General features: G+C 64.0%; 23 protein-coding genes and 1 tRNA gene. 9 read left to right on the forward strand and 15 right to left on the reverse strand.

Features of this window, described 5'->3' with window-relative positions:
- Nucleotides 1-5: 5 nt before the first annotated feature.
- The 4 genes from BMW87_RS01580 to BMW87_RS01595 all read left to right on the forward strand — a co-directional run bounded on the left by BMW87_RS01580 (nucleotide 6) and on the right by BMW87_RS01595 (nucleotide 3,423).
- Nucleotides 6-986: an acetyl-CoA carboxylase carboxyltransferase subunit alpha gene (locus BMW87_RS01580; RefSeq protein WP_093056407.1), complete on the forward strand. Its 981-nt coding sequence runs from the start codon at nucleotides 6-8 to the stop codon at nucleotides 984-986.
- Nucleotides 987-1,001: 15 nt separating this feature from the next.
- The gene (gene tilS / locus BMW87_RS01585; RefSeq protein WP_093073677.1) at nucleotides 1,002-1,979 is read left to right on the forward strand and encodes a tRNA lysidine(34) synthetase TilS; all 978 of its coding nucleotides are present in this window, start codon (nucleotides 1,002-1,004) and stop codon (nucleotides 1,977-1,979) included.
- Nucleotides 1,980-2,034: 55 nt separating this feature from the next.
- Entirely contained in the window at nucleotides 2,035-3,303 is a 1,269-nt protein-coding gene (locus tag BMW87_RS01590) for an aspartate kinase (protein ID WP_093056409.1), read from the forward strand.
- 27 nt (nucleotides 3,304-3,330) lie between these two features.
- Nucleotides 3,331-3,423, forward strand: a tRNA-Ser gene (locus tag BMW87_RS01595).
- A 76-nt stretch (nucleotides 3,424-3,499) separates the two neighbouring features.
- Here BMW87_RS01595 and BMW87_RS01600 read toward each other — a convergent pair.
- The 10 genes from BMW87_RS01600 to BMW87_RS01645 all read right to left on the reverse strand — a co-directional run bounded on the left by BMW87_RS01600 (nucleotide 3,500) and on the right by BMW87_RS01645 (nucleotide 13,036).
- Nucleotides 3,500-4,831, reverse strand: coding sequence for an MFS transporter (locus BMW87_RS01600; protein ID WP_093073679.1), 1,332 nt, complete (start codon nucleotides 4,829-4,831; stop codon nucleotides 3,500-3,502).
- Nucleotides 4,828-5,967, reverse strand: coding sequence for an acetylornithine deacetylase (gene argE / locus BMW87_RS01605; RefSeq protein WP_093073681.1), 1,140 nt, complete (start codon nucleotides 5,965-5,967; stop codon nucleotides 4,828-4,830). Before argE ends, BMW87_RS01600 begins: the two co-directional genes overlap by 4 nt.
- Nucleotides 5,964-7,067 carry a Leu/Phe/Val dehydrogenase gene (locus tag BMW87_RS01610; protein ID WP_093073683.1) on the reverse strand — a complete coding sequence of 368 codons (1,104 nt, stop codon included), beginning with the start codon at nucleotides 7,065-7,067 and terminating at the stop codon, nucleotides 5,964-5,966. Before BMW87_RS01610 ends, argE begins: the two co-directional genes overlap by 4 nt.
- A 280-nt stretch (nucleotides 7,068-7,347) precedes the next feature.
- On the reverse strand, nucleotides 7,348-8,025 hold the full coding sequence (locus BMW87_RS01615) for a Rieske 2Fe-2S domain-containing protein (protein WP_093073685.1): 678 nt from the start codon (nucleotides 8,023-8,025) through the stop codon (nucleotides 7,348-7,350).
- A 12-nt stretch (nucleotides 8,026-8,037) separates the two neighbouring features.
- Complete coding sequence (locus BMW87_RS01620) at nucleotides 8,038-8,763, reverse strand: alanyl-tRNA editing protein (protein WP_093073687.1); 726 nt, start codon at nucleotides 8,761-8,763, stop codon at nucleotides 8,038-8,040.
- Between the two features lie 23 nt (nucleotides 8,764-8,786).
- A complete protein-coding gene (locus BMW87_RS01625) occupies nucleotides 8,787-9,701 on the reverse strand; it encodes a DMT family transporter (RefSeq protein WP_093073689.1) in 915 nt (304 codons plus the stop codon).
- 88 nt (nucleotides 9,702-9,789) lie between these two features.
- Nucleotides 9,790-10,083, reverse strand: a complete 294-nt coding sequence (locus BMW87_RS01630) for a DUF1330 domain-containing protein (protein ID WP_093073691.1) — start codon at nucleotides 10,081-10,083, stop codon at nucleotides 9,790-9,792.
- A gap of 25 nt (nucleotides 10,084-10,108) precedes the next feature.
- On the reverse strand, nucleotides 10,109-10,927 hold the full coding sequence (locus BMW87_RS01635; RefSeq protein ID WP_093056417.1) for a hypothetical protein: 819 nt from the start codon (nucleotides 10,925-10,927) through the stop codon (nucleotides 10,109-10,111).
- A 47-nt stretch (nucleotides 10,928-10,974) separates the two neighbouring features.
- On the reverse strand, nucleotides 10,975-11,967 hold the full coding sequence (locus tag BMW87_RS01640) for a class I SAM-dependent methyltransferase (RefSeq protein WP_093073693.1): 993 nt from the start codon (nucleotides 11,965-11,967) through the stop codon (nucleotides 10,975-10,977).
- A 229-nt stretch (nucleotides 11,968-12,196) separates the two neighbouring features.
- Nucleotides 12,197-13,036: an AraC family transcriptional regulator gene (locus tag BMW87_RS01645; RefSeq protein WP_093073695.1), complete on the reverse strand. Its 840-nt coding sequence runs from the start codon at nucleotides 13,034-13,036 to the stop codon at nucleotides 12,197-12,199.
- A gap of 279 nt (nucleotides 13,037-13,315) precedes the next feature.
- Between BMW87_RS01645 and BMW87_RS01650 the strand changes: the two genes are divergently transcribed.
- Nucleotides 13,316-15,028, forward strand: coding sequence for an acyl-CoA dehydrogenase family protein (locus BMW87_RS01650; protein ID WP_177192733.1), 1,713 nt, complete (start codon nucleotides 13,316-13,318; stop codon nucleotides 15,026-15,028).
- A 9-nt stretch (nucleotides 15,029-15,037) separates the two neighbouring features.
- On the opposite strand, the gene BMW87_RS01655 is transcribed toward BMW87_RS01650, so the two are convergent.
- Nucleotides 15,038-16,981, reverse strand: a complete 1,944-nt coding sequence (locus BMW87_RS01655; RefSeq protein ID WP_177192709.1) for a sensor histidine kinase — start codon at nucleotides 16,979-16,981, stop codon at nucleotides 15,038-15,040.
- Between the two features lie 220 nt (nucleotides 16,982-17,201).
- On the opposite strand from BMW87_RS01655, the gene BMW87_RS01660 reads away from it, so the two are divergent.
- Complete coding sequence (locus BMW87_RS01660) at nucleotides 17,202-17,870, forward strand: hypothetical protein (RefSeq protein WP_093073697.1); 669 nt, start codon at nucleotides 17,202-17,204, stop codon at nucleotides 17,868-17,870.
- Between the two features lie 42 nt (nucleotides 17,871-17,912).
- On the opposite strand, the gene BMW87_RS01665 is transcribed toward BMW87_RS01660, so the two are convergent.
- From BMW87_RS01665 to BMW87_RS01680, 4 genes are all read right to left on the reverse strand, one after another.
- Nucleotides 17,913-18,719 carry a PPK2 family polyphosphate kinase gene (locus tag BMW87_RS01665; protein WP_093073699.1) on the reverse strand — a complete coding sequence of 269 codons (807 nt, stop codon included), beginning with the start codon at nucleotides 18,717-18,719 and terminating at the stop codon, nucleotides 17,913-17,915.
- Between the two features lie 64 nt (nucleotides 18,720-18,783).
- On the reverse strand, nucleotides 18,784-19,221 hold the full coding sequence (locus BMW87_RS01670) for an RNA-binding S4 domain-containing protein (protein ID WP_093056422.1): 438 nt from the start codon (nucleotides 19,219-19,221) through the stop codon (nucleotides 18,784-18,786).
- 19 nt (nucleotides 19,222-19,240) lie between these two features.
- Nucleotides 19,241-20,686: a sensor histidine kinase gene (locus BMW87_RS01675; protein WP_093073701.1), complete on the reverse strand. Its 1,446-nt coding sequence runs from the start codon at nucleotides 20,684-20,686 to the stop codon at nucleotides 19,241-19,243.
- On the reverse strand, nucleotides 20,683-21,366 hold the full coding sequence (locus tag BMW87_RS01680) for a response regulator transcription factor (protein ID WP_093056424.1): 684 nt from the start codon (nucleotides 21,364-21,366) through the stop codon (nucleotides 20,683-20,685). Before BMW87_RS01680 ends, BMW87_RS01675 begins: the two co-directional genes overlap by 4 nt.
- Before the next feature lie 136 nt (nucleotides 21,367-21,502).
- Here BMW87_RS01680 and BMW87_RS01685 point away from each other — a divergent pair, with 136 nt between their 5' ends.
- The 3 genes from BMW87_RS01685 to BMW87_RS01695 all read left to right on the forward strand — a co-directional run bounded on the left by BMW87_RS01685 (nucleotide 21,503) and on the right by BMW87_RS01695 (nucleotide 24,663).
- On the forward strand, nucleotides 21,503-22,462 hold the full coding sequence (locus BMW87_RS01685; RefSeq protein WP_093073703.1) for a tripartite tricarboxylate transporter substrate binding protein: 960 nt from the start codon (nucleotides 21,503-21,505) through the stop codon (nucleotides 22,460-22,462).
- A gap of 139 nt (nucleotides 22,463-22,601) precedes the next feature.
- Nucleotides 22,602-23,138 carry a tripartite tricarboxylate transporter TctB family protein gene (locus tag BMW87_RS01690; protein WP_093073705.1) on the forward strand — a complete coding sequence of 179 codons (537 nt, stop codon included), beginning with the start codon at nucleotides 22,602-22,604 and terminating at the stop codon, nucleotides 23,136-23,138.
- 1 nt (nucleotide 23,139) lies between these two features.
- Nucleotides 23,140-24,663: a tripartite tricarboxylate transporter permease gene (locus BMW87_RS01695; RefSeq protein ID WP_093056426.1), complete on the forward strand. Its 1,524-nt coding sequence runs from the start codon at nucleotides 23,140-23,142 to the stop codon at nucleotides 24,661-24,663.
- Nucleotides 24,664-24,692 lie beyond the last annotated feature (29 nt).

A 24,692-nucleotide genomic window follows, 5' to 3' on the forward strand; every position in this document is an offset into this window, starting at 1 on the left:
AGACGTTGGCGAAACGAACCTTCCTCGACTTCGAGCAGCCCATTGCTGAACTCGAAACAAAGATCGAAGAATTGCGCTATGTGCAGACCGAATCCGCGGTCGACATCTCTGAAGAAATCGATCAGCTCGGCAAGAAAAGCCAGCAGCTCACCAAGGACATCTACAGCGACCTGACGCCCTGGCAGATCACCAAGATCGCACGGCATCCGGAGCGCCCCTACACGCTCGACTACGTCAACGAAATCTTCACCGATTTCGTCGAACTGCACGGCGACCGGCATTTCTCGGACGACCTGTCGATCGTGGGCGGCCTCGCGCGCTTCAACGGCGTGCCCTGCATGGTGCTCGGCCACCAGAAGGGCCGCGACACGAAGGAGCGTACCGCGCGCAACTTCGGCATGAGCAAGCCCGAGGGCTACCGCAAGGCCTTGCGCCTGATGAAGACGGCCGAGAAATTCAAGCTGCCGGTGTTCACCTTCGTGGACACCCCCGGCGCGTACCCCGGCATCGACGCCGAAGAGCGCGGCCAGTCGGAAGCCATCGGCCGCAACATCTTCGAGATGGCGCAGCTCGAAGTGCCGATCATCGTCACCATCATCGGCGAAGGTGGCTCCGGCGGCGCGCTGGCCATCTCGGTCGGCGACCAGCTGCTGATGCTGCAGTACTCGATCTATTCCGTGATCAGCCCCGAAGGCTGCGCTTCCATCCTGTGGAAGACCAGCGAAAAGGCGCAGGAAGCGGCCGATGCGCTGGGCATTACCGCGCACCGCCTGAAGGCGCTGGGTTTGGTCGACAAGATCGTGAACGAGCCCGTAGGCGGCGCGCATCGCGACCATCGCCAGATGGCTGCGTTTCTCAAGCGCGCGCTCAATGATGCCTTCCGCCAGGTCAGCGACCTGAAGCCGAAGGAGTTGCTGGAGCGCCGCTACGAGCGCCTGCAGAGCTACGGCCGCTTCAACGACACCAAGGCCGACACCGGCAGATAACGCGCAGGCGCTGTCATGAACTCCGCTTTCGAACGCGCCATTGCCGCGTTCGAGCCGGCGCATTGGCCGCTGGCGGTGGGGTTCAGCGGCGGTGCCGATTCAACCGCCTTGCTGGCCACCTGCGCGGCGCGCTGGCCGGGGCAGGTGCTTGCCTTTCATGTGCATCACGGGCTGCAGGCTGCGGCCGACGGCTTCGAGCAGCATTGCCGTGTGGTGTGCGAGCGCATGGCCGTGCCGCTGGTCGTTCATCGCGTCGATGCCCGGCATGGGCCCGGCGACAGCCCTGAAGACGCGGCCCGCCGTGCTCGCTATGGGGCGTTTGCCGAGATGGCGCGCGCTAATGGGGCGAGGGCGGCTATCAAATCCATAGCGCTGGGGCACCATGCCGACGACCAGGTCGAAACCCTGCTGCTGGCGCTGTCTCGCGGCGCGGGGCTGCCGGGGCTGGCGGCCATGCCAGTGCATGCGCAACGCCACGGGCTCGACATCTACCGGCCGCTGCTCGCGGTTGCCGGCGCCGATATCCGTGAATGGCTGGCCGGCCGCGATCTGCCGTGGATCGAAGACCCGACCAACGACGACGCGCGCTACACCCGCAACAAAATCCGCTCCGTGCTGCTGCCCGCGCTGGAGCAAGCATTTCCGCAGTTCCGCGCCACCTTTGCGCGAAGCGCCGGCCACGCCGCGCAGGCGCAGCAGTTGTTGAGCGAGCTGGCGGCGCAAGACCTGGACGCCGTGGGCGACCCGCCGCGCATTGCGACGCTGCAGACGCTGTCGCGTGCCCGCCAGGCCAACGTGCTGCGCCACTGGCTGATGCAATCGCATGGCTGCGCCCCCAGCGCTGCGCAGCTCGACCAGCTGCTGGACCAGGTCCGTGCCTGCACCACGCGGGGCCACCGCATCCACCTCAAGGTGGCCGCCGGTTTTGTCCAGCGGCAGGGCGATTTCCTGCATTGGTACAATGCCCCGCCCTCGCCAAAGACTTTGCTCTGACAGCTTGCAGGGCGCCGCCTTTCAAGCGGCCCTTTCCTTTTCTCTGATTTCACCCATGGCATTGATCGTTCACAAATACGGCGGTACGTCGATGGGCTCGACCGAGCGCATCAAGAATGTCGCCAAGCGCGTCGCCAAGTGGGCGCGCGCAGGCCACCAGATGATCGTGGTTCCGAGTGCCATGAGCGGCGAGACCAACCGCCTGCTCGGCCTGGCCAAGGAACTGGCGCCCAGCAAACCCGGCGTGGCCCACAACCGCGAGCTCGACATGCTGGCCTCGACCGGCGAGCAGGCGTCGTCGGCGCTGCTGGCTATTGCGCTGCAGGCCGAGGGCGTCGAGTCCGTGAGCTATGCGGGCTGGCAGGTGTCGGTTCGCACCGACAACTCGTACACCAAGGCCCGCATCGAAAGCATCGACGACGAGCGCGTGATGGCCGACCTGAACGCCGGCAAGGTGGTGGTCATTACCGGCTTCCAGGGCGTGGACGACGACGGCAACATCACCACGCTGGGCCGTGGCGGCAGTGACACCTCGGCCGTGGCCATCGCCGCGGCCATGAAGGCGCACGAATGCCTGATCTACACCGACGTCGACGGCGTCTACACGACCGACCCGCGCGTCGAGCCCGATGCGCGTCGCCTGACGACCGTGAGCTTCGAAGAGATGCTCGAAATGGCGAGCCTGGGCTCCAAGGTGCTGCAAATCCGCTCGGTGGAATTCGCCGGCAAGTACAAGGTGCCGCTGCGTGTGCTTTCGAGCTTCACGCCGTGGGACATCGACATCAATGAAGAGGCCAAGTCCGGCACGCTGATCACTTTCGAGGAAGACGAAAACATGGAACAAGCCGTCGTATCCGGCATCGCATTCAACCGCGACGAAGCCAAGATCTCGGTGCTCGGCGTGCCCGACAAGCCCGGCATCGCGTATCACATCCTCGGTGCTGTGGCAGACGCCAACATCGAAGTCGACGTGATCATCCAGAACCTCAGCAAGGACGGCAAGACCGATTTCAGCTTCACCGTGCATCGCAACGAGTACGCGAAGACGATCGACCTGCTGCAGTCGAAGGTCATGCCCTCGCTGGGCGCGACCGAAATCGTCGGCGACACGAAGATCTGCAAGGTCAGCATCGTCGGCATCGGCATGCGCAGCCACGTGGGCGTGGCGAGCAAGATGTTCCGCGTGCTGAGCGAAGAGGGCATCAACATCCAGATGATCTCGACCAGCGAAATCAAGACCTCGGTCGTGATCGACGAAAAATATATGGAACTGGCCGTGCGAGCGTTGCATAAAGCGTTCGATCTCGACCAACCGAGCGCTTAAGTGATGGCATAATCTCGGCTTCTTTCAGGAACTGTGACCGAGTGGCCGAAGGTGCTCCCCTGCTAAGGGAGTATGGGGTGTAGAGCCTCATCGAGGGTTCGAATCCCTCCGGTTCCGCCAAGACAAAAGCCCCTGTAGTTGTGAGACTACAGGGGCTTTTTTCTGTCCGAGCCCATGGCAGAAAAGAACTTTGGCACTAAGCCTTGCTGCGCAGAGCCGAACCTCCGACCAGGAGCGCCACCAGGCTGGCGGCCGCGGCGAACATCACGTACCACGCAGGGGCGAGCGGGCTCCCGGTCCGGGCGATCAGCGCCGTGGCAATGAACGGCGCGAAGCCGCCGAAGATCGTGACAGCAAAGTTGTACGCAATCGAAAGCCCCGTGGACCTCACCTGCGGTGGATAGAGCTCGGCCATGGCGGCGGGAGCGGGGCCGGTGAACCCGGCGATCAGCACGGCAAAGACGATCAGCATAGCCGTCAAGGTCGCGGCACTCGGAAAGGCCGTGAGCAGCCAGAGCGCCGGATAGGCCAGCACGAGGATCGCGGCAGCAAACCCGACCAGCAGCGGCCGGCGTCCGATCCGGTCCGACAGCCCGCCGAAAACCGGCGCCAGCACAACCAGCACCAGGAGCCCGGCGCCATTTGCCCACAGCGATGCGCTCTGCGGCAGCTTCAGCGTGCGCACGGCGTACGTCGGCATGTAGACCAGAAAGAAATACGTGCACACCGTCCACACGATGGTGACGCCGAACCCGGCGACGATTTCCTTGCGGTAGGAGCCCATCACCTGCCTCAGCGGAGACGCCTGTTGGTTGGCTGCCTTGGCCCGCTCGAAGGTTGCGGGTTCTCGCGTCTTGGCGCGGATGTACCAGCCCACCGGGCCGATGACCAGGCCGAACAGAAACGGAATCCGCCAGCCCCACGCTTCCAGTTGCTGGGGGCTCAGAACCCCCGTCAGCGTCGCGCCAAAGAGCGAACCGAGCAGGAGTGCACCGGCCTGGCTCGCCTGCTGCCAGCTTGCGAAGTAGCCCTTGCGATCTTTCGGCGCGTGCTCGACGAGAAACGCCGTCGCCCCTCCGACCTCGCCGCCGGCGGAGAAGCCCTGGATCAGCCTCGCCAGCACGATCCACGCGGGCGCCCAGAGGCCCGCATCGGCGTACGTCGGCGCCAGGCCGATCATTGCCGTTCCAAGCGCCATCAGCAGGATCGTTGTCGACAACGCGGCTTTGCGCCCATGTGTGTCGCCGAGCGCGCCAAGAATCACAGCACCGATCGGCCGCATCACGAAGCCCACGCCGAAGGTCGCCACGGTCAGCAACAGCGAAGAGGTTTCGTCGCCCGTGGGGAAGAACAGTTTGGAAATAGTGATCGCGAAGAAACCGTAGACGGCAAAGTCGAACCACTCGAGCGTGTTGCCGATGACCGCCGCGGGAATCATCCGGCGCGTTGCATCGTGGGGCTCGTTGGAGGTGAGGGTGCCGAAGGCGCTGGTGGCATCAGCCACCGTGGCTGCGTCGAGGTTTTTCATGCTGTCTTGAGAGAGGGGGCGGGTGAGACATCGGCTTCGGCGAGCGCCCATGCGCCGGCCGATTGCATGAAGCGATCGGCCGCCTGCAGCTGGGCTGCGGAGATCCATTCGTCCGGCTGATGGGCCTGCGCGATGGAGCCGGGGCCGCATACCACCGTTGAAATGCCGACCTGCTGGAAGAAGCCCGCTTCGGTGCCGAACGGCAGGTCTGCCTCCGGCCAGAGTGCGCCGAGTTCGCGCGCGACCGAGACCGCAGCGTCGTTGTCGTGTGCCGACAGCGCCGGCACGCCCGCTACCTGCACCGCCTCGACCGTGACGCCAAGGGGAAGGTCCATCAGCGCATCCCGGACCGTATCGCGCACGAGTTCCGCCGCCGCTTCATCTTGCGGACGAAACTCCCACAAGACCTCGCAGCACCCCGGCACGATGTTGATGGCGGTGCCCCCGTCGATCCGGCCGATGTTGATGGTGGCCTCGCCACCCCGGCTGGCAAAGCTGCGTCGCAGCCCGGCCAGGCAGGTGACCAGGTAGGCGGCGGGCTCGATCGCGCTGGCGCCGAGCGACGGGTCGCTCGAATGCGCGGGAAGCCCGCTGAAGAGCGCCCTGTGCCCGAAGAAACCCCGGTGCCTGACGCCGATCCGCATCTCGGTCGGCTCGCCGATGATGGCCAGCGCGGGGGCTTCCACTTGCGTCTTCAAGCGGTTCACGAGCTCCGGAACGCCGAGGCACCCGATCTCTTCGTCATAGGAGAAAGCAAGGTGGATCGGACGGCCCAAGGGGCGCCGCTGCCAGGCAGGCACGGCCGACAGGCAGGCGGCGATGAAGCCCTTCATGTCCGCCGCGCCGCGGCCGTGGAAGCGGCCGTCGCGTTCGACCAGCGTGAAGGGATTGGCGCTCCAGTTCTGGTCGGTCACGGGCACCACGTCGCTGTGCCCGGAGAGCACCATGCCGCCCGCCATGTCGGGGCCGATGCTGGCGAGCAGGTTCGCCTTCCGCTTGTCCTCGCTGTGCACCAGGTGCACTTTCACCCGGTGTCCCGCGAGGTAGTCGGCGATCCAGTGGATCAGGTCGAGGTTCGAGCGATGCGAGGTCGTATCGAATGCCACCAGGGTTCTGAGGATCTCGATGGTGGTCATGCGACACGCTCGGCCAGGGCATTGCTGGCGTTGTTGTTGCCGTTGCTCGAGCTTCTGCCGGAGTTGCCGCCGCCGAGCCGCTCCTGCACGAGTTGCATGGCCGCGGATTGGGTCGGTGTGCCGGTGCGCCCGGCGAGTTCGAAGATCCTCTGCAGGGTGGCGCCGATGGCTTTCACCTGCGAATCCACTTTTGTGGAATTGAAACCCTCGTGCTCCGACGCCACGCGGATCAGGCCGCCCGCGTTGATCACGAAGTCCGGCGCGTACAGGATTTCCTTGTCGCGCAACTGCCTGCCATGTTCGTCGCCGGCCAGCTGGTTGTTGGCGCCGCCGGCGATCACCCGGAACTTCATCTGCGGCAGGGTTCGATCGTTCACGACGGCGCCCATCGCGCAAGGAGAGAACACGTCGGCCTGAACGGCATAGATCTCGTCGGGCTCGACCGCCTGCGCATCGAACTCGGCGCAGGCCTTGCGCGCGAGCGCCGCATCGACGTCGGATACCGTGAGGCGTGCCCCCGCGCCGGCGAGCAACCGGCACAGGTTCCAGCCGACGTTGCCCAGGCCTTGCACCGCCACCGTCAGCCCACGCAGGTCGCGGTCCAGCCGATGCGCGACGCTGGCCACGATGCCGTGATAGACGCCCAGTGCCGTGGTCGGCGAAGGATCTCCGGTGCCTCCCAGTTCTTCCGGCAACCCGACCACGTGCCGGGTGTTTTGTCGCACCCAGGCGAAGTCGGCGACAGTGGTGCCCACGTCCTCGGCGGTGATGTAGCGGCCGCCCAGGCGGTTGACCGCCACGCCCAACGCCCGCAGCAGTTCGGGCGTCTTGCTCTTGCGCGGGTCGCCGAGGATCACCGACTTTCCACCGCCCAGGCCGAGTCCCGCGGCCGCGGCCTTGAAAGTCATTCCACGCGACAGGCGAAGCACGTCGCGCAGGGCGGAAGCTTCGTCAGCGTAGGGATACATGCGGCATCCGCCCAGGGCCGGCCCGAGCCGGGTGCTGTGAATGGCGATGATGGCCCGAAGCCCGACCCGATCGTCGGATACGAAGACCACCTGTTCATGGTCCGCAAAAGACTCGGTAGAGAAGACGGTCATTTACTTATCTGTTTTTTGAGTTTCGATGTGAACGAATGCGGACGCGGCCTGCTCCAGGGCCGCTGCCGCATCAATGCCCGGGAGTGCAGGCTAGAAACAGCAGCAAGCGGTGTAGATATAGCGATAGCTCTACTGGAGGAACGTCGAGCACCGCATCGGTGAGCGACAGAACTTCAGGGCTTGCTTGGCGGAATGATTGCGTCATGTGATGGCCTCGCTGTTGGGCACAGCATGACATCGGGAGACGCGGTGATATTGGTGAAAATTTGGCGCCGCAAGATCAGGCGCGGGACGGCTGCAATGCGGGCGCTGTCGTGATCAATCCCATCTCGCTGAACAGCCTTTGGTACTCGTTCAGCGCGAGATCCTGCAGCGACCGGTGATGCTCGGAGTCGATTGTTATTTCACCGCCGGAAAATTCGAATTTGGCCGAGCTCATCCAATCTTCATATTGAAGTTTGATTGGCGATGCCGGACGCTCCGGATCGGAGGCTTCGATCGTCGAATGAATATCCGGTATTCCCGGCTCGCCTTGGGGGATCAGGCAAGTCCAGACAAGGCCATGGCGTTCAACAGCAGGAAACATCGTGATCCTGAAGCATTCCACCGTCTTGAGTGCAAGCTTCTCCGGAGCCTTGCGGCATTGCCCATCGGACCCGTAGCGGAGGCCGTGGTAAGCGCAGACCAGTTCGTCGTCTTCGATGCGCCCCGTGCTCAATGGCAGTCCGCGGTGCGGGCACATGTCCCGGCCGATGCGAATGCCATCCGGCATGCGATAGATGGCCAACCGCAGATTCAGCAAGATCACCTGCCTCGGCTTTGCCGGCACCTCGTCGACACGTGAGACTGGAAACCATTGCCTGGCCAGAACCGGCCAGTCTTGCTCGGAGAACGTGCAGTTCGGAGGCAAAAAGCCCTCGGGCAGAGGGCGCGAGGGGGGCGGTTCAACGGGCGGCATGGCTCGCTCGTCTTATTTGACCAGGCCGATCCGGATCCTCCGGTTGTGCTGCCCCTTGTTCTCGATCTTCAGGATGCGCAACGGTGCCGATTGCGAAGTCTTCGAAAGATGCGTTCCACCGCAGGCTTGCCGGTCGAGTCCCACGATTTCGATGATGCGCGTGGTGCCGTCGTCCTGGCTCGGCGGTGCTACGGACCGGCTGCGTAGCACCCCAGGTTCGCGCGAGAGTCCGGCGGCGTCGAGGTACACCGCATTCACCTGCAGCCCGTCGGAGATGAGGGTGTTGAGCTCTGGCTCGAGCTTGCGCAACTCGTTGTTGTCGGCCGCGGGCAAGTCGAAGTCGATGCGGGCCGTGCCGTCGGCCGCCATTTGCACGCCCGTTACCAGCGAGCCCTCGAAGCGCTGATAGACGAGCGCATTGAGGATGTGCAGGCCCGTGTGCAATTGGCTCATCATGAAGCGGAAATCCTGATCCACTTTGGCGACGACCTTGTCGCCGGGAATGGAGGCGGTTTCAGCTTCGTCGAAGATGTGCCACGCATTGCGACCCTCCGTTTCGACCCGGCCGATCTTGATTTCGCCACCATTCCATTGCAGCGTGCCGCGATCCGCCAATTGCCCGCCACCGCCCGGATAGAAGAAAGACCGGTCGAGAAGAACCGCATTCGGGCGGCGCGCTATGACATTGGCTTCGAATTGAAAGCAATCGGGTTCGATATGGCAGAGATAAGGAGACATGAATTCCTCGGTTGGCGAAACACTTATGAAAATCGTCGTGCGGTAACGATGCCGATCAGAATGATCACGGCCCCCGCAAACTCGGTGGCGCTCAGATATTCGTGGAACAGATAGGCGCCGAGCACGGTTGCAATGACAGGCTGTATCAGCAGGGTGATTGAAGAAAGCGCGGCCGGGAGCTTGGCCAGCGCATAGGCAATGAGGCCCTGGCCTCCGACATGTGACACGACAGCCAAGGCCAGCAGCATCAGCATTCCGTTGATCGTGTGCGGAACAAGCGACTCGCCGCGCAGGATCGTGATGGGCAGGAGAATGATCAACGTACCGACGCTGCTCCACGCCATGACAGTCATCGTTCGATAGTTCGAGCGCACGAGGCTGACTGCCAGAAGATACGAGCCATAAAAAACTGCGGTCAAAAGGCCTAACAGATTTCCTGCCATGTAGGTCGAACCAAAATCCAGCCGATGCCCGATCAGGATAAATGCGCCGGCCAGCGCAAACAGCATTCCGAACAGGAAGCCGGGCTTGAATTTCTTCCCCAGAAACAGGTTGGACCCAAGCACCACGAAGATCGGGGCAAGGTTGGCCAGAAGATTGGAATTGGCCAGCGTGGTCAGCGTCATCGACCAGTGATAAAGCGCCAGATTTCCGGAAAAGATGAATCCGACAAGAATTAGCTTGATCGGAATGGCCGGCATTTTTTCAGCGGGCGAGCCGGTCGTGCGCACGGGCTCGGCTCTTGCCGCAAGCATGTCGAGCAGAAAGAAAATCGGAATTGCCAGCGCAACCCGATAGACCGCGCTCGCGGTCGGAGGCAATTCGCTGTGGCGAAGAAAAACGCCGCCCAGCGCCAACGCCGCCGCGCCAAGCAGAAGCGCAACGAAAGAAAAGAAGTTTTTGCTTTTTGAAGCAACAGGTAGGGCAATAGTTGTCATATTTCGTTCCGGCACGACCGGGTCTCCATCGGTCGTGCCAGCCAGTTTGTTTTTTAAAGCATCAAAAGGGCATGGCGAAGAGCTATCGCTATTCAAATCCCTCGATCACCATGAGCTGCATATCGGCTGCAGCACCCTTTCGCAATTCCTTTGCAAAAGTGTATTCCGGCGATTCGTAGAATTTTCTCGCCGCATCGGCAGATTTGAATTCGACAAGAACCACGCGCCGATCATCCAGAGCGCCTTCCAAATGCATGCGCTCGCCTCCCCGCGTCAGAAACCTGCCTCCGAACTTTTCTATGATCCCGGGCGTGAGTTGCTTGTATTGGTTGTATTGATCCGGGTCCACAATGGACATCCGGCCAATCAGATAGGCGACCATATGACAACCAGGCTTGGGGCCGCCGTTATACGTAAGCCACTTTTCTCTGCTCTGCGGCGACACCGGATTGCAGCAATGCCGCATCCAGAACGTCCCAGAGACCGGTCAGCGAATCGAGAAAATCGTCCGCGCCTTCGATGACCAAGTGGGCGTATTCGGTTTTCAAGGCGAGTTCGACCGCGGTGCGGGCGTTTTGCTCGTGGTGCTGCTCGGCGCCGACTTCGCCCCAGTGCTCCAGCAGGTAGTGCATTTCAGGCACTTCGAGGTCGGCGTTGTAGATGCCGCTGTCCACCAGGCAATACTTTTCGCCCGGAATCAATTGCTGGTTGGAGATCATTTCCAGCGCCAGCGTGGTGCCGAGATTCCGGTAGGTGTTTTCGATGTCCGTCATCTTGCGGTGATCGAAGACACCGATGGCCTTGCGGACTTGCGCGGTCAACCCGGTGTCCATGTCGTAGCCGGGCAGGGAGCCGAGCAACTGGTTGGAAAAGTCCTTGAGCTTCGCTTCGACCTTCTCCTGGTTGTAGAGGTCTGCAAACACGGGCTTTTCGGCCGACTGGTTGACGATGTATCCCGCCATCGTCGCCAGTTCAGGACCGTGGCCAGATTCGCTCTCGACGATTTCTTCCAGCAGCTCGCTCTGCCTGTGCAGCCCGTGCTCCTTGAGCGCATCCGGAAAGCTCCATCCGGGACGCGTGGACGCGCAGAAGCTCTGGATCTGGTGGAAAAGGGCTCCCACAACAGGAGGCTCCGGTTCGATCTTTACCCAATTCTTGAAAATCGGGTGGGAATAGCAACGATGACTTTTAACTCTCTCAACCAGATCGGAAATGGTAACGCTCATTTCGTGCTCCTAATTACAGTTGGTTAAAAAATGCCGTGAAAATTCAATTATTTACTGGCCATCAACATTCGCCCTCCAGGGTGATCAAGTATTTCGACCCGCACATTGGAAAAGCCCGTGCGGAACAATTTTTCAGTCCATTCATCTTCACTGAGAAGCTTTCTGGACATGAAATGATTGTGCAGATGATTGAATGCCGCGGCGAACGGCTTTTCCCAGCCGGATTGAGCAACAGGAATCGCATCGACGATGATCAGCGTGCCCTTGATTGCATTGGCGCAGCAGGCACGCAGCAACGAGTCGAGCGTTTCTTCTTCGGCGGGAAGAAGATCGTGCATGACAAATCCTGCGTGGATGATGTCCGCGTCCCTGATGAGAGAGGCATCTTCCGTGAGGATCTGGATGGGGGCAGTCACGAACTGGAGCCTGTCGCTCATTCCCGCTTCACTGGCTGCGCGAACGGCCTGTTCGGTGGCCGACGCGCTCAGATCAATTCCAACGCCTTTTGAGCCCGGAATTTTCCTGAGCATGCGGATCAGGAACCCTCCGGAGCCTGATCCAAGATCTACGATTTTCTTTGGTGCCATCGCGACGATGGCGTTTTCCGGCTGCGGATAGAAGGATTTTTCTCCCATCCATTTCGATGTGCGGGCGACCAGACCTCCGCTGCGCGGGTATTTGAGTTGAGCTTCTTCGTTGTTTTCCGAAAATTCTTTCGCGTTGTTGATCAAGGGGGCGCAAGCGCGGAGCGCCCAGGAAAGATATCCGACTTCATTGATCAATTCGTCGAAATTGCTGCCGGCCTTGTAGGTGGCGGGTGCTTTTTCATCCAACACCTCGATGATTCCGGCCTTGCTCAGGGAGTCGAGGTAGGCGGAAATCACCGATTCCTTGATTCCGCAGGATCGGGACGCCGTTGCAGCGTCCACGACCGGCGATTTCTGGAGAAATTCAATGATTCCGTACTCTGCACCTATTTCCAGCAGGATTGCGGAGCCTGCGAGGGAGGAACCAGTAATGCCGCGATCAACATTTTGCATGGGTCACCTGTGGGTTAAACACTATTGAAAACGAACTGATTACTTTGCGCTGGTCGAAACCATTTAGTTGCACGATAGTCAGCGCGGAGAAACCCGTATTGGTAAAAATTGCGGCCGGAAGCAATCGCGCCAAAAAGACGAATCCGAATTCCGCGCGAGCCGAGCGGAAACAAGAAGCGGAGGAAAGAAGGCCCTCAGCGCATGGCTCGAGGGCGGGGGGAGCGGCTTCTCAGCAGGTCCGGGCGCGGACGTACTGGAGAGGCGTCATGCCGAAGGTGCGCTTGAAGTGCCTGGTGAGCGCGCTCTGGTCGTAAAAGCCGCTCGCAACAGCGGCTTCGATCAGCGGCCGGCCGGCAGTGAGGTGACTGATGGCGGCCCTGAGCCGCAGCTGCGTGAGGTACGTGTGGGGCGTCAATCCGATCGTGCGGTTGAATGCGCCGATCAGCTGAAAGGGCGTCAGGTCGGCGGCCGCCGCCATCTGCTCGAGGGTCAATCGCTCTGCAAAAGAGTCGCGCAGCAGTTCCAGCACTGGCGCGAGCACGTTGGCATCTGCCGGCACCGGGAGCACGCGTTGTCCCGGCTGTGCGTGGCTCTGGAAGAGCGTTCCGAAGCTATGTACGAACAACTCCTGCTGCCGTAGAGGGTCCCATTGATCGCTGTTTCCGTCGTAGGCGCGATGAAGCTCCAGAAAGCTGCCGATGAGCTCCTGGTCGCAATAGATGTTCGATCCGAAGTACCGGGTCTGATCGATGCCCAGTGTCGTCATCAGATGCCTGATGCCCGGCTCGGCCAGATAGAGGGCGCGGTACCGCCATCGGGCACTGCCGCCCATGCGGCCCGAATGGGGTTCGGCCGGGTTGAAGACGAGGAGCGCCTGCTGATTGGCAATGCCCGTGCGGCCGCGGCTCTTGAATTCGGCGCCTCCAACCTCGGTGACCGCGATCACGAAGGAATGGTGCACGTGGGGCGCGTATTCATGCGTCGTGAAGTCCGCATGCAGCATGTCCATGCCCGGCATGCCGGGCACATGCCAGTAGCGCGATGTATTCAGAGGGTCCAGCTTGGCCAACGAAGCCTCCGTTTGGATCAGCGGTTGTAACGCTTTCAGCGTCCAACCGGTTGCATGGCACCTGAATGGTGAGCAAGGCTGTCTATTCCAGTGACTACGGCGCGATCTGGGGAGCGGGCGGGGCGGCGCCAGGTCGCTGTACCTTGAGCACGCAAAGACTGTGCCATTTTGCGGTCCTGGTGCGTCGGGTGCCCGGCCCGGGAAAGAACGGATTCAGGTTCACGAATCGCGAAGAATGATTCACTATGCCTGCAGCGCGGCGAACTTCTGGAGACCTTCATGAACATGCCCCTCGAAAGTACGGCTCTGGCGTTTCAGTTTCCCCTGGCCGATGGCGTCGAGACGCACAGGGTATTCAACCAGGCCAGTGCTTGCACCGGCCACAACGCATTCACAGGCGATGTGGCTCTACGAGAGCTCGTGGAGCGTCATGCGGCCTGGAGCATTCCTGACGCAACGGCGGTCGGCGCATTGGCGGGCAATGAAGAGGTGCAGGACCTTGCACGATTGGCCAACGAACACAGTCCGCAACTGCGCACGCATGATCGGTTCGGCAATCGCCTGGACTGGGTCGAGTTCTATCCTGCATGGCATCAACTCATGGCCCTGGGTTTCGCGCATGGCGTACCGAGCCTTGCGTGGACAACCAATGAGCCCTCGGGCCACCTTGCGCGTGCGGTGCTGAGCTACCTGTGGAACCAGGTCGAGAACGGCACCGGATGCCCCACTGGCATGGCATACGCTGCCTGTGCTGGTTTTGCGGGGCGGCCGGAGTTTGCACTCTGGAGGGAGAAGACACTTTCCGGTCGCTACGACCCGCGCCGCCTGCCGCTCCCGCAGAAAACGGGCGCCGTGATCGGCTACGCCATGACCGAGAAGCAGGGCGGCTCCGACCTGCGCCAGACGCAGACCACGGCCACCTTCGTCGGAACCGAGAACGGTGCTCGCATCTACAACGTGACGGGCCACAAGTGGTTCTTTTCGGTTCCGACTTCCGACGGCTTCTACACGCTGGCTCAAACCAATTCGGGCGTGAGCTGCCTTTTCGTTCCGCGCTTCCTGCCGGACGGCAGTGCCAACCGCGTTGCCGTGCAGCGCCTGAAGGACAAGTGCGGAAACCGCTCCAACGCATCGAGCGAGGTCGAGTTCAACAAGACCTGGGCGATGCTGGTCGGCGAAGAGGGGCGAGGCATCCGCGAGATCCTCTCGCATGCACACCTGACCCGCCTCGACTTCGCAGTGGGTTCTGCGGGCCTGATGCGCCAGGCGCTCACGCTGGCGATCAACCACGCATCGACACGCGACGGCTTCGGTCGCCGGATGGCCGACCTGCCCATGCAGACGAATGTGCTGGCGGATCTGGCGCTGGAAAGCGAAGCGGCCATGTTGTCGGCGATGCGTGTCGCACGCGCAACCGACAGCATGGAATCGAACGAACGCGAGCGGCTTCTTGCCCGCGTGGCAACGCCCGTGGTCAAGTACTGGAACTGCCAGCGTGCGACGTACTTCGTCTACGAGGCATTGCAGGTTCACGGCGGCAACGGCTTCATCATGGAGAACCCCATCGCGCGGCTGTACCGCGAGGCGCCGCTCAATTCGATCTGGGAAGGCACGACGAACATGATGTGCATGGACGTGGTGCGCGCGCTCGTCCGCGAGAAGGGCTCGCTCGAAGTCTTTCTCGATGAAGTCTCCCAGCCGGGAGTTGCCAACGCGGCGTATGCGAAGTTCATCGCCGGTCTGCGCGACGATCTTTCTGCGGGTGCAGTCGATGAGGGCAATTCGCGCGCCATCGTGACGCGCATGGCCCTTGCGCTTCAGGCGAGCGAGATGCTCAGGCACAGCGATGGCGCGGTGGCACAGCGCTTCGTCGAGTCGCGCCTGGGCGGCCAGCACGCCGGAGTGATGGGGACTCTGGCCACTGGGGCGGATCTGCGCGGAATCGTCTCTCGCGCTGATGTGTCTGAGGCGGCGCAGTCGGTATCCATCTGAAGGCTGGCCTCAAGCCGCCTGCTTCTCCCGCTGCAACGGCAGCCACAACACGAACCGCGTTCCCGTCGGTTTGGATTCCCACTGCACCACGCCTTTGATCGCCTGCGCTCGCCGCCGCTGGTTCTGCAGGCCTCGGCCCCCCGCGGACTGATTGCCCATCACCTTCTGGACGTCGAAGCCCTGGCCGTTGTCCTCGATCGTCACCTGCACGCCCGCGCCCTCCAACGAGGTGCCCACGCGTATCTCCGTCGCGCGCGTGTGCCGCAGGATGTTCGAGATGCTTTCCTGCACGATGCGCAGGATGTGCAGCGCACTCGACGGGTCGAGCCAGTCGAGGGCCGGCAGCTCCTGCACTTCCCACCGCAGCGAGACACCGGTGCCTTCGAGCCGCGGTTCCAGCCGGTAGCGCAGCGTGGCCAGCAGCAGCAGCAGGTCGGCTTCGATCGGCTCCAGCGAGTCGAGCGTGAGCTTCAGGTCGTCCAGGCAGCTCTTGAGAATCTGCGAGACCTTGTCGTCGCTCATGCCGCCGCCTTCGACCGAGCGGATGGCGCTGATCAGCGAAGAGCCGAGGCCGTCGTGCATGTCCTGCATCAGGCGCTGGCGTTCGTCGCTGATGGTCTGCAGGCGCTCGACCTCGCGCAGCCGCCGGTGGCTGAGCTCGAGTTCGGCCTCGCGCTTCTGCAGGCGCTGCGCAAGGCTCGCATTGAGCTGCTCGACTTCGCCGATGGCGTGCATGTAGCGGCGGTACATCAGCGCGCCGAAAACGCTGAAGGTGACGGCGTTGGTGTACGCCCCCAGGTACCAGCCTTCGGGGCTGATGAAGTTGTTCTGCAGCAGCCAGTCGGTCATGCCCAGCAGCACGCAGATGCCGATGCCGACCGCGACCAGCCGGCCTTCGGTGGAGCGGCGCCATGCGCTGACGCTACCCACCAGGCAGACCAGCGTGCCCATCAGCGCCGCGACAGCGTAGATCAGGGGCGTTACCTGCGGCGTGTTCTGCACGATGTTCAAGCCGGGCAGAGTGACGAGGCCGATGGTGGTGGTCGCCACGACCACGCCGACGGTCAGCCACTTGAGCTGCAGGCCGTGCAACTGGCGCAGGAAGAAGTGCACCACCATCACCAGCCAGAAGAGCGAGTTGACGGTCAGCCACGCGAACCAGTCATTGGCGACGGGCAGGCTCACGTAGAAGTGCAGTCCCCGCATGAAGGAAGTGGCCGCGAGGTTGAAGAACAGCAGGTAGCCCGTCTCGTCGCGGCGCCTGAACCACACGAACAGCGCGAACACGCCCACGGCCATGAATGCTGCGCCGAGCATCGCGGGCAGCTCCTGCTGCAGCCACTGGCGCATGCCGTGGCGCCCCCTGAGTGCGTCGATGGGGCCGATCCACAGCGACGACAGCGCCACTTGGGCGTTGCGGGTGTGCTCCAGTCGCAGGAGGATCTCGCTGGGCGGCTTGCTGTCGGCACTGTTGTCCAGCTGGACCCACAGCGGAGTGCGGGTGCTGTTCCACAACGGGCCCGACTGCTGCGCGCGATGGACCAGTTGTCCGTCGGCATAGACCGCGATGGTGCCGTCGGTCTTGATCCGGATGCCGTACAACGCCAGCGGCCCGGCATCGGGCGGCAGGCCGCGCGTGGACAGCCTGATCCAGGTCGTGCGCGTCGTCCTGGTGGAGGAGGCCTCCGCCTGGCGCAGCAGCGCGATGGGAAGGGCCAGGGGCAGTTCGACCCGCTTCCAGGTGTCCGGCAGGGCGCCGCTGTCCTGCTTCAACGGCGGAGTGCTGAAGCCCGAGGCTTCGTCGACCTGCCAGTCGGCGCGCGTCAGGTGCAGCAGCGAGTCGGATTGCTGCAAGCCGGCCGTCCCGCCCAGGAAGGCACCGATGGCGCCCAGCAGTGCCATCGACAGGACGAGCACCACGTTGGCGAAGAAGGGTGCGGGACGGTAGTTCAAGGGGTGTTCGGATGTGCCGCGCCCAAAGCTGATGCGGCAGCGCTTATGTAACCTATTTTCTCATTCTGTAACCATGCGCGCGATGTTGCTCGCACGGGGCTTCTCGGTATGGCCCCACTGATCCAGGTCAGCCGTAGTGCATTCACGACAAATGCGGTTCAAGAGTAACTATATGTATGGTTAAATCCCCGCAACTATCGCGAAGAAGACGAGGGATTGCATGAAGCTGCTGCTGAGCATTGCGTTCGCTGCCGTGGCCCTGGCCGGTTGCGCCAGCGCACCGACTACACCCACCGAGCCCGGAACGGGCAGGGGCACTTCCTATGTGCCCATGGTCGCCATGGAGGGCGTGGACAAGGTGCGCTACGACAACGACGTGGCCGAATGCCGCACGGCGTCGAACCGCATCACGGCGCGCAGCGAAACCGGCGACGCCATGTGGGGCGCGCTGGGCGTCGGCCTGATCACGGTGTACGGGCAGGGCATCGTCGCCGCGGCGTCGTACACCGGCATCACCGCCGCCGTCATCGACTGGAACGGCCGTCCCGACTCGGAGCTGATTGCCGAGCACCAGCAGATCGCCATCGTGCATTGCATGGCCAAGCGCGGCTATCGCAACCTCGACCCCAACGTGCGCGACTCGTTCTATGGCAACACCTTCGACCCCGGCGTCGTCATGAAGCCGCGCCGCACCGGCGTCGATACCTACAACGTCGAAACGCTCGCCAAGGCCGGCCGCTGCAACCTTCAGCCGCGCGCCGAACTCACGGCCAAGGGCCCCGGCTACGAAACCTACAACGTGCCTTGCGACAACGGCGGAACCTGGGCGGTGCGCTGCGAGTTCGGCAAGTGCCGCGTGCTGGCGCAGGCGCTGATCCGCCGCTCCTGAGCTTCGATGGGCCCGCGAGGGCCCTGCCTGCTCAGCCGTCGCTCACTTGACGATCATTCCCTTGAGCGCCGGGTCCGGCGGCGGAGCCTTGAGCTTCATCTGACGCATCGTCTTCACCAGCAGCTGCGCGATCATCACGTTGCGGTGCCGCTTGCTGTTGGCTGGCACCACGTACCACGGCGCATGGTCGGTCGAGGTGGCGCCCAGCGCGTTCTGGTAGGCCTGCTGGTAGGCGCTCCACTTGGTGCGCACCTCCAGGTCGTCCATGCTGAACTTCCATTGCTTGCCGGGCGTGTCGATGCGGGCCTGCAGGCGTTCACGCTGCTCGTCCTTGTCGATGTGCAGCATGCACTTGACCACTACCGTGCCGGTCTCGGTGAGCAGCCGCTCGAAGTCGTTGATCTGTGCGTAGCGGCGTTTTGCCTCGGCCTTGTCGATCCAGCCCTCGACCACGGGCACCAGCACGTCTTCGTAGTGGCTGCGGTTCCACACCATGATCTCGCCGGTGCGCGGCACGACGGCGTGGCAGCGCCAGAGGTAGTCGCGCGCGCGTTCGTCCACGGTCGGCGCCTTGAAGGCCGATACGCGCACACCCAGCGGCGAGGTGCGCGAGAACACCCAGCGCACGGTGCCGTCCTTGCCGCTGGTGTCCATGCCCTGCAGCACCAGCAGCAGCTTGCGCCGTCCCTCCGCGTGCAGCAGGTCCTGCAGCTCGTCGAGCTCGACGGCCAGCGCATCGACTTCGGCGCGCTGGGAGGCTTCGTCGCCCTCGCAGAAGGGCGTGTCGCCGGGGTCGATGTGCGAGAGCTTGAACTTGCCGCCGACGCGGTATTTCTTGAAGCTGGCCATGAAGCAGGACTCCGTGAAGAACAACGAAGCCGACAGCGTAAGCGATCGACCCGATGGATGGTCGTCAGCGGTCGTCGTCTTCAGGGGGCAGCGAGGCGCTCCAGCGGTTGTCCCAATCGGCATGCTGGCGTACCGCGCCGTCGAGATCGCGCCGGTCGCGCTTGGTGGGGCGGCCCTGCTCGATGGCCAGCGCCGGTTCGCTGCCCATGCGGCGCAGCTCCCGGAACGCGGCCTGCGCCGCCACGCTTTCGGCTGTTTCCTCGTAGAGCTGCTGCGCGACCGGTGCCGGTCCGCGCTGGCCGCTGAGGCCGAGCACCTTCACGGTTCGCGTCAGCGGGCCCATGCGCATGGCCACGGTGTCGCCCGCCTTGACCTCGCGCGAGGCCTTGGCGACGTCGCCGTTCACCTGCACGCGGTTCTTGCCGATTTCCTCCGCGGCCAGCGAGCGCGTCTTGAAGAAGCGGGCGGCCCAGAGCCATTTGTCGATGCGCAGACGGTCCATGGAGTGTCGGAAGTGGATTTCAGGAATTGTGCCGCGAGAGCGGCGCCGACGACAGCGGCAGGCGCACGACGGCGTCGAGCCCGATCACCCGTTCGGTGCCATCCTCCCCGGCCGGCGCACTGCGGTTGTCGAGGCTGATGCGCCCGCCGAGCGCCAGCACGATCTCGCGGCAGATCGCCAGCCCCAGCCCCGAGCCGCTCGACGTGCTGCCGGCGGAGAAGGGCGCAAACAGGCGCTGCCGCAGCTCGGGCGAGATGCCGGGGCCGCTGTCGCGCACCGTGAGCACCGCGTCCCCGCCTTCGGAGCGCACCGAGACCGACAGCGCGGCGCCCGCGGGGCTCTGCTTGATCGCGTTGTGCAGCAGGTTGCGCGTGAGCTCCTGAAGCATCCAGTGATGGGCCTGCACCGGCACGGGCTCGTCGATGGCGAGTTCGAAGTCGAGCGCCTTGTCGGCCACCAGCGGCGACAGGTCGAGCGCGATCTGCCGGGCCACCTCGCCGAAGTCGAGCGTTACCGACTCCGGCTGCTGGCGCAGTTGCTCCACCTTGGCGAGCGACAGCATCTGGTTGGCCAGCGTGGTCGCGCGCTCCACCGTGTGGCTGATCTCGCCCAGCGCCTGCTCGGGCGCCACGTCGCCGCGCTGCGCCGACTGCACCTGTGCCTTCAGCACAGCCAGCGGCGTGCGCAGCTGGTGGGCGCTGTCGCGCACAAAGCGCTTCTGGTGGTCGAGCAGCTGCTGCAGCCGGCCCATGACCTGCGTGGTGGCGTCGATCAGCGGCCGCAGCTCGCGCGGCGCGTCGGGCGCGTCGATGGGCGAGAGGTCGTCGGCCTGGCGCTTCTCGATGGCTTCGCCAAGCTCGCGCACCGACCGCGTGGCGCGCTGCACCACGAACACGGTGACCAGCGCGATCACGCCCATCAGCAGCAACTGGCGCCACAGCGTGTCGATCAGCAGCTTGCGCACCAGCGTTTCGCGCAACTCCAGCGTCTCGGCCACCTGCACCACGGCCATGCCGCGGCCGGTTGCGCTTGCTACAGGCTGCAGCAGCACCGCGACGCGCACCGGCTGGTTGCGGAACTGCGCGTCGTAGAAGTCGACCAGCGCCGCGTACGCGCTGCGGTCCGGAATGCGGCCGCGCCAGAACGGCAGCTCGGCAAAGCCCGAGATCATTTCACCGTCGAGCGCCGAGACCCGGTAGAACAGCCGGCTGCGGTTGTCGGCCTCGAAGGCCTCGAGCGCGGAATAGGGCACGATGGCCCGCAGCTGCGCCAGGTCGTCGTAGCCCTCCACGTCGAGCTGTTCGCCGATGGTCTTGGCCGATGCGAGCAGCGTGCGGTCGTAGGCCGTGGTGGCGGCCGCGAGGCTCTGGCGGTACAGGCTCACGCTGTTGATCACGATGAACACCGCAATCGGCGCGAGGATGCCGAGCAGCAGCCGCGCACGAAGCGAGGAGACGCGGGTCATGCCTCGGGGCGCAATAAATAGCCGAGGCCGCGCATGGTCATCAGCACCGCGCCGGTGCCCGCGAGCTTCTTGCGCAGGCGGTACACCACCACCTCGATAGCCTCGTACTGCACCTCGGTCTCGCCCGGAAACACCAGCTCGAACAGGCGCTCCTTGGTCACGGCGTGGCCCGGCTTCATCATCAGCGCCTTCAGCAGCGCCAGCTCGCGCGGCGTGAGTTCGAGCAGTTCGGCGCGGTTGTAGATGGCGCCGTTGTCGGGCTCGAAGCGCAGCCCGCCTATCTCCTGCGGGTTGAGCCCCGCGTCCGGTCCGGCAACGCCGTGGCTGCGCCGGCGCAGCGCGCGAATGCGGGCTTCGAGTTCGTCGAGGTCGAAGGGCTTGGGCAGGTAGTCGTCGGCACCGGCGTTCAGGCCGACGATGCGGTCGCCGACCGTACCGCGCGCCGTCAGCAGCAGCACCGGCGTGCGCAGGCCCTCGGCGCGTGCCTGGGCCAGCACCTGCAGGCCGTCGAGGTTGGGCAGGCTCAGGTCGAGGGCGACCACGTCGGGCTCGATGGCGCGCCACTGGGCGACGGCTTCGGCCCCGTCGCCGCAGACGCGCACGTCGATCCGGCGGCGCCCGAGGGTTCGCTGCAGGGTGATTTGCATCGAGGGGTCGTCTTCGACCAGCAGCAGCTTCATACGGTGGCGGCGGGCGTGTTTACTTTGGTGTTTTCCCCAGTCTGGCGGACAGCCAACTGACAGCAGGGCGGCGCATGATAGCGCTCAGCTAAAAGTCAGCTTCCTTTCAAGTTCCTTCCAATTCCAGGAGACACGCATGCGTCGCGACACCTTTCTGAAGTCTTTGGCCGCACTGGCCGCCGCCGGAGCGCTGCCGCTCTCGGCACGTGCTGCAGCCAACGTCAAGATGATGATCCCCGCCAACCCGGGCGGCGGCTGGGACACCACCGGCCGTGCGCTGGGCAAGGCGCTGAGCGACGCCAAGGTGGCCGACACCGTCACCTACGACAACAAGGGCGGCGCTGCCGGCGCACTGGGCCTGGCCCAGTTCGTGAACGGCTCCAAGGGCGACGCAAACGCCCTGATGGTCATGGGCTCGGTCATGCTGGGCGGCATCATCACCGGCAAGCCGCCGGTCAAGCTCGAGCAGGCCACGCCCATTGCGCGCCTGACCACCGAATACAACGTGTTCGTGCTGCCGGCCAATTCGCCGCTCAAGACCATGAAGGACGTGGTCGACCAGCTCAAGAAAGACCCGGGCAGCGTGAAGTGGGGCGGCGGTTCGCGCGGGTCCACCGAGCACATCGCCGCGGCCATGATTGCGCAGAAGGTGGGCGCCGATCCTTCCAAGATCAACTATGTGGCATTCCGCGGAGGCGGTGAAGCCACCGCCGCCATCCTGGGCGGCAACGTTACCGTCGGCGGCAGCGGCTACAGCGAATTCGCCGAATACATCGCCGCCGGCAAGATGAAGGCCATTGCCGTCACCTCCGCGCAGCGCCTGCCGGGCATCAACGTGCCCACGCTGAAGGAGCAGGGCATCGACGTCGAAATCGGCAACTGGCGCGGCGTGTACGGCGCCCCCGGCATCTCGGCCGAGCAGCGCAAGGCGCTGACCGACATGGTGCTGGCCGCCATGAAGAGCGCGTCGTGGGCCGAATCGCTCAAGAAGAACGACTGGACGCCGGCCGTGCTGTCGGGCGAAGCTTTTGCCAAGTTCGTCGACGACGACTTCGCCAGCCTGCGCGCCATCATGACGAAATCCGGCATGGTCTGAAATCGGCTCGCCCCCAGGCTGCGCGCACTTCGTGTCGCGCGCGCCAACCCCCTACCGGGGGCAACACCTGCGGCCCGGCAAAGCCGGTTCCGCGGTGTTTCTGGAAGGGGCACCCGTACTCCCACTCCAGGACAAAAAAATGACAACTCCAGAATCCTCGGCCCCTGCGCAACCCGCGGCCACTTGGCCGCAAACCCTGGTCGGCGTCGGCGTGCTGCTGACCGGCCTGGCGCTGGCCTTCGGCGCCATCGGCATTTCTTCCGAAGCCGGCTACGGCGGCGTCGGCCCCAACTTCCTGCCCTGGCTGGTGTCCGTGGTGCTCGTGCTGTGCGGCGGGTGGATCCTGTGGGAGGCACGCACCGGCGGCTTCCGCGAGCTCGATGCGCCCTCGGGCGCGGAGCATGCCTACTGGCCCGGCTTTGTCTGGGTGTCGGCGGGGCTGCTGCTCAACGCGGCGCTCATCACCACGCTCGGCTTCATCGTGAGCTGCACGCTGTGCTACCTGCTGGCCGTGCAGGGCCTGCGCCGCGCTAGCGGACTGGGCGGCGTCAACTCACCGCGCACCTGGCTCATCGACATCGTCACCGGGGCGCTGATCGCGGCCCCGGTGTTCTGGATGTTCACGCAATTCCTGGCCATCAACCTGCCTGGCCTCACTTCCACCGGGTGGTTCTGACATGGAAATCTTCAACGCACTCATGGCGGGTTTCGCCACGGCGATCACCCCGATCAATCTGCTCTGGTGCCTCGTCGGCTGCGCCCTGGGCACGGCCGTGGGCGTGCTGCCCGGCATCGGCCCGGCCGTGGCGGTGGCCATGCTGCTGCCCATCACCGGCAAGGTCGACATCACGGCCTCGATGATCTTCTTCTCGGGCATCTACTACGGCGCCATGTACGGCGGCTCGACCACCTCCATCCTGCTGAACACGCCCGGCGAAACCGCGAGCATGGTGACGGCGATGGAGGGCAACAAGATGGCCAAGAGCGGAAGGGCGGGCGCGGCGCTCGCAACGGCCGCCATCGGCTCTTTCGTGGCCGGCACCATTGCCACCGTCATCGTCACGCTGTTCGCGCCCTTTGTGGCCGAGTTTGCGGTCAAGCTCGGCCCGCCCGAGTACTTCCTGCTCATGCTGCTGGCCTTCACCACCGTGAGCGCGGTGCTCGGCAAGAGCACGCTGCGCGGCATGACGGCGCTGTTCGTCGGCCTGGCGGCCGGCTGCGTCGGGCTCGACCAGATTTCGGGCCAGGGCCGCTACACCGGCGGCGTGCCCGAGCTGCTCGATGGCATCGAGATCGTGCTGGTGGCCGTGGGCCTGTTCGCCGTGGCCGAAGTGCTGTACGCCGTGCTGTATGAAGGCAAGGTGGTCGAGGGCCAGAACAAGCTCAGCCGCGTGCACATGACCAAGCGCGACTGGAGGCGATCCATTCCCGCCTGGCTGCGCGGCACCGCCATCGGCACGCCCTTCGGCTGCATTCCGGCCGGCGGCACCGAGATTCCGACTTTCCTGAGCTATGCGATGGAAAAGAAGCTCGCCAAGGACAAGGACGCCAAGGCCGAGTTCGGCACCACCGGCGCCATCGAAGGCGTGGCCGGCCCCGAGGCCGCCAACAACGCCACGGTGACGGCCGCGTTGATTCCGCTGCTCACGCTCGGCATTCCGACCTCGAACACCACCGCGATCCTGCTGGGCGCGTTCCAGAACTACGGCATCCAGCCGGGCCCGCAACTCTTCACCACCTCGGCCGCGCTGGTGTGGGCGCTGATCGCCTCGCTCTACATCGGCAACGTGATGCTGCTGGTGCTGAACCTGCCGATGGTCGGCCTCTGGGTCAAGCTGCTGAAGATTCCGAAGCCCCAGCTCTACGCCGGCATCCTGATCTTCGCGACGGTGGGTGCCTACGGCATGCGCCAGAGCGGGTTCGACCTGTTCCTGCTGTACGCCATCGGCCTGCTGGGCGTGGTGATGCGCCGCTTCGACTTTCCGACCGCACCCGTGGTGGTCGGCATGATCCTCGGCCCGCTCGCCGAAGCGCAACTGCGCAATGCCATGTCGATCGGCGAGGGCAGCGCGGTGGTGTTCTTCCAGCGCCCGATGTCGATCGCGCTGGTCGTCATCGTGGTGGCCGTGCTGGTGCTTCCGCGCCTGGCCAAGCGCATGAGCGAACGCAAGCTGAAGCGGCTGGCACAGCTGGACGCCTGATCTTCCTTGGGGCACGAAAAAAAAGCTGC

This window comes from Variovorax sp. OV084, from assembly GCF_900111625.1.
GTDB lineage: Bacteria > Pseudomonadota > Gammaproteobacteria > Burkholderiales > Burkholderiaceae_C > Variovorax.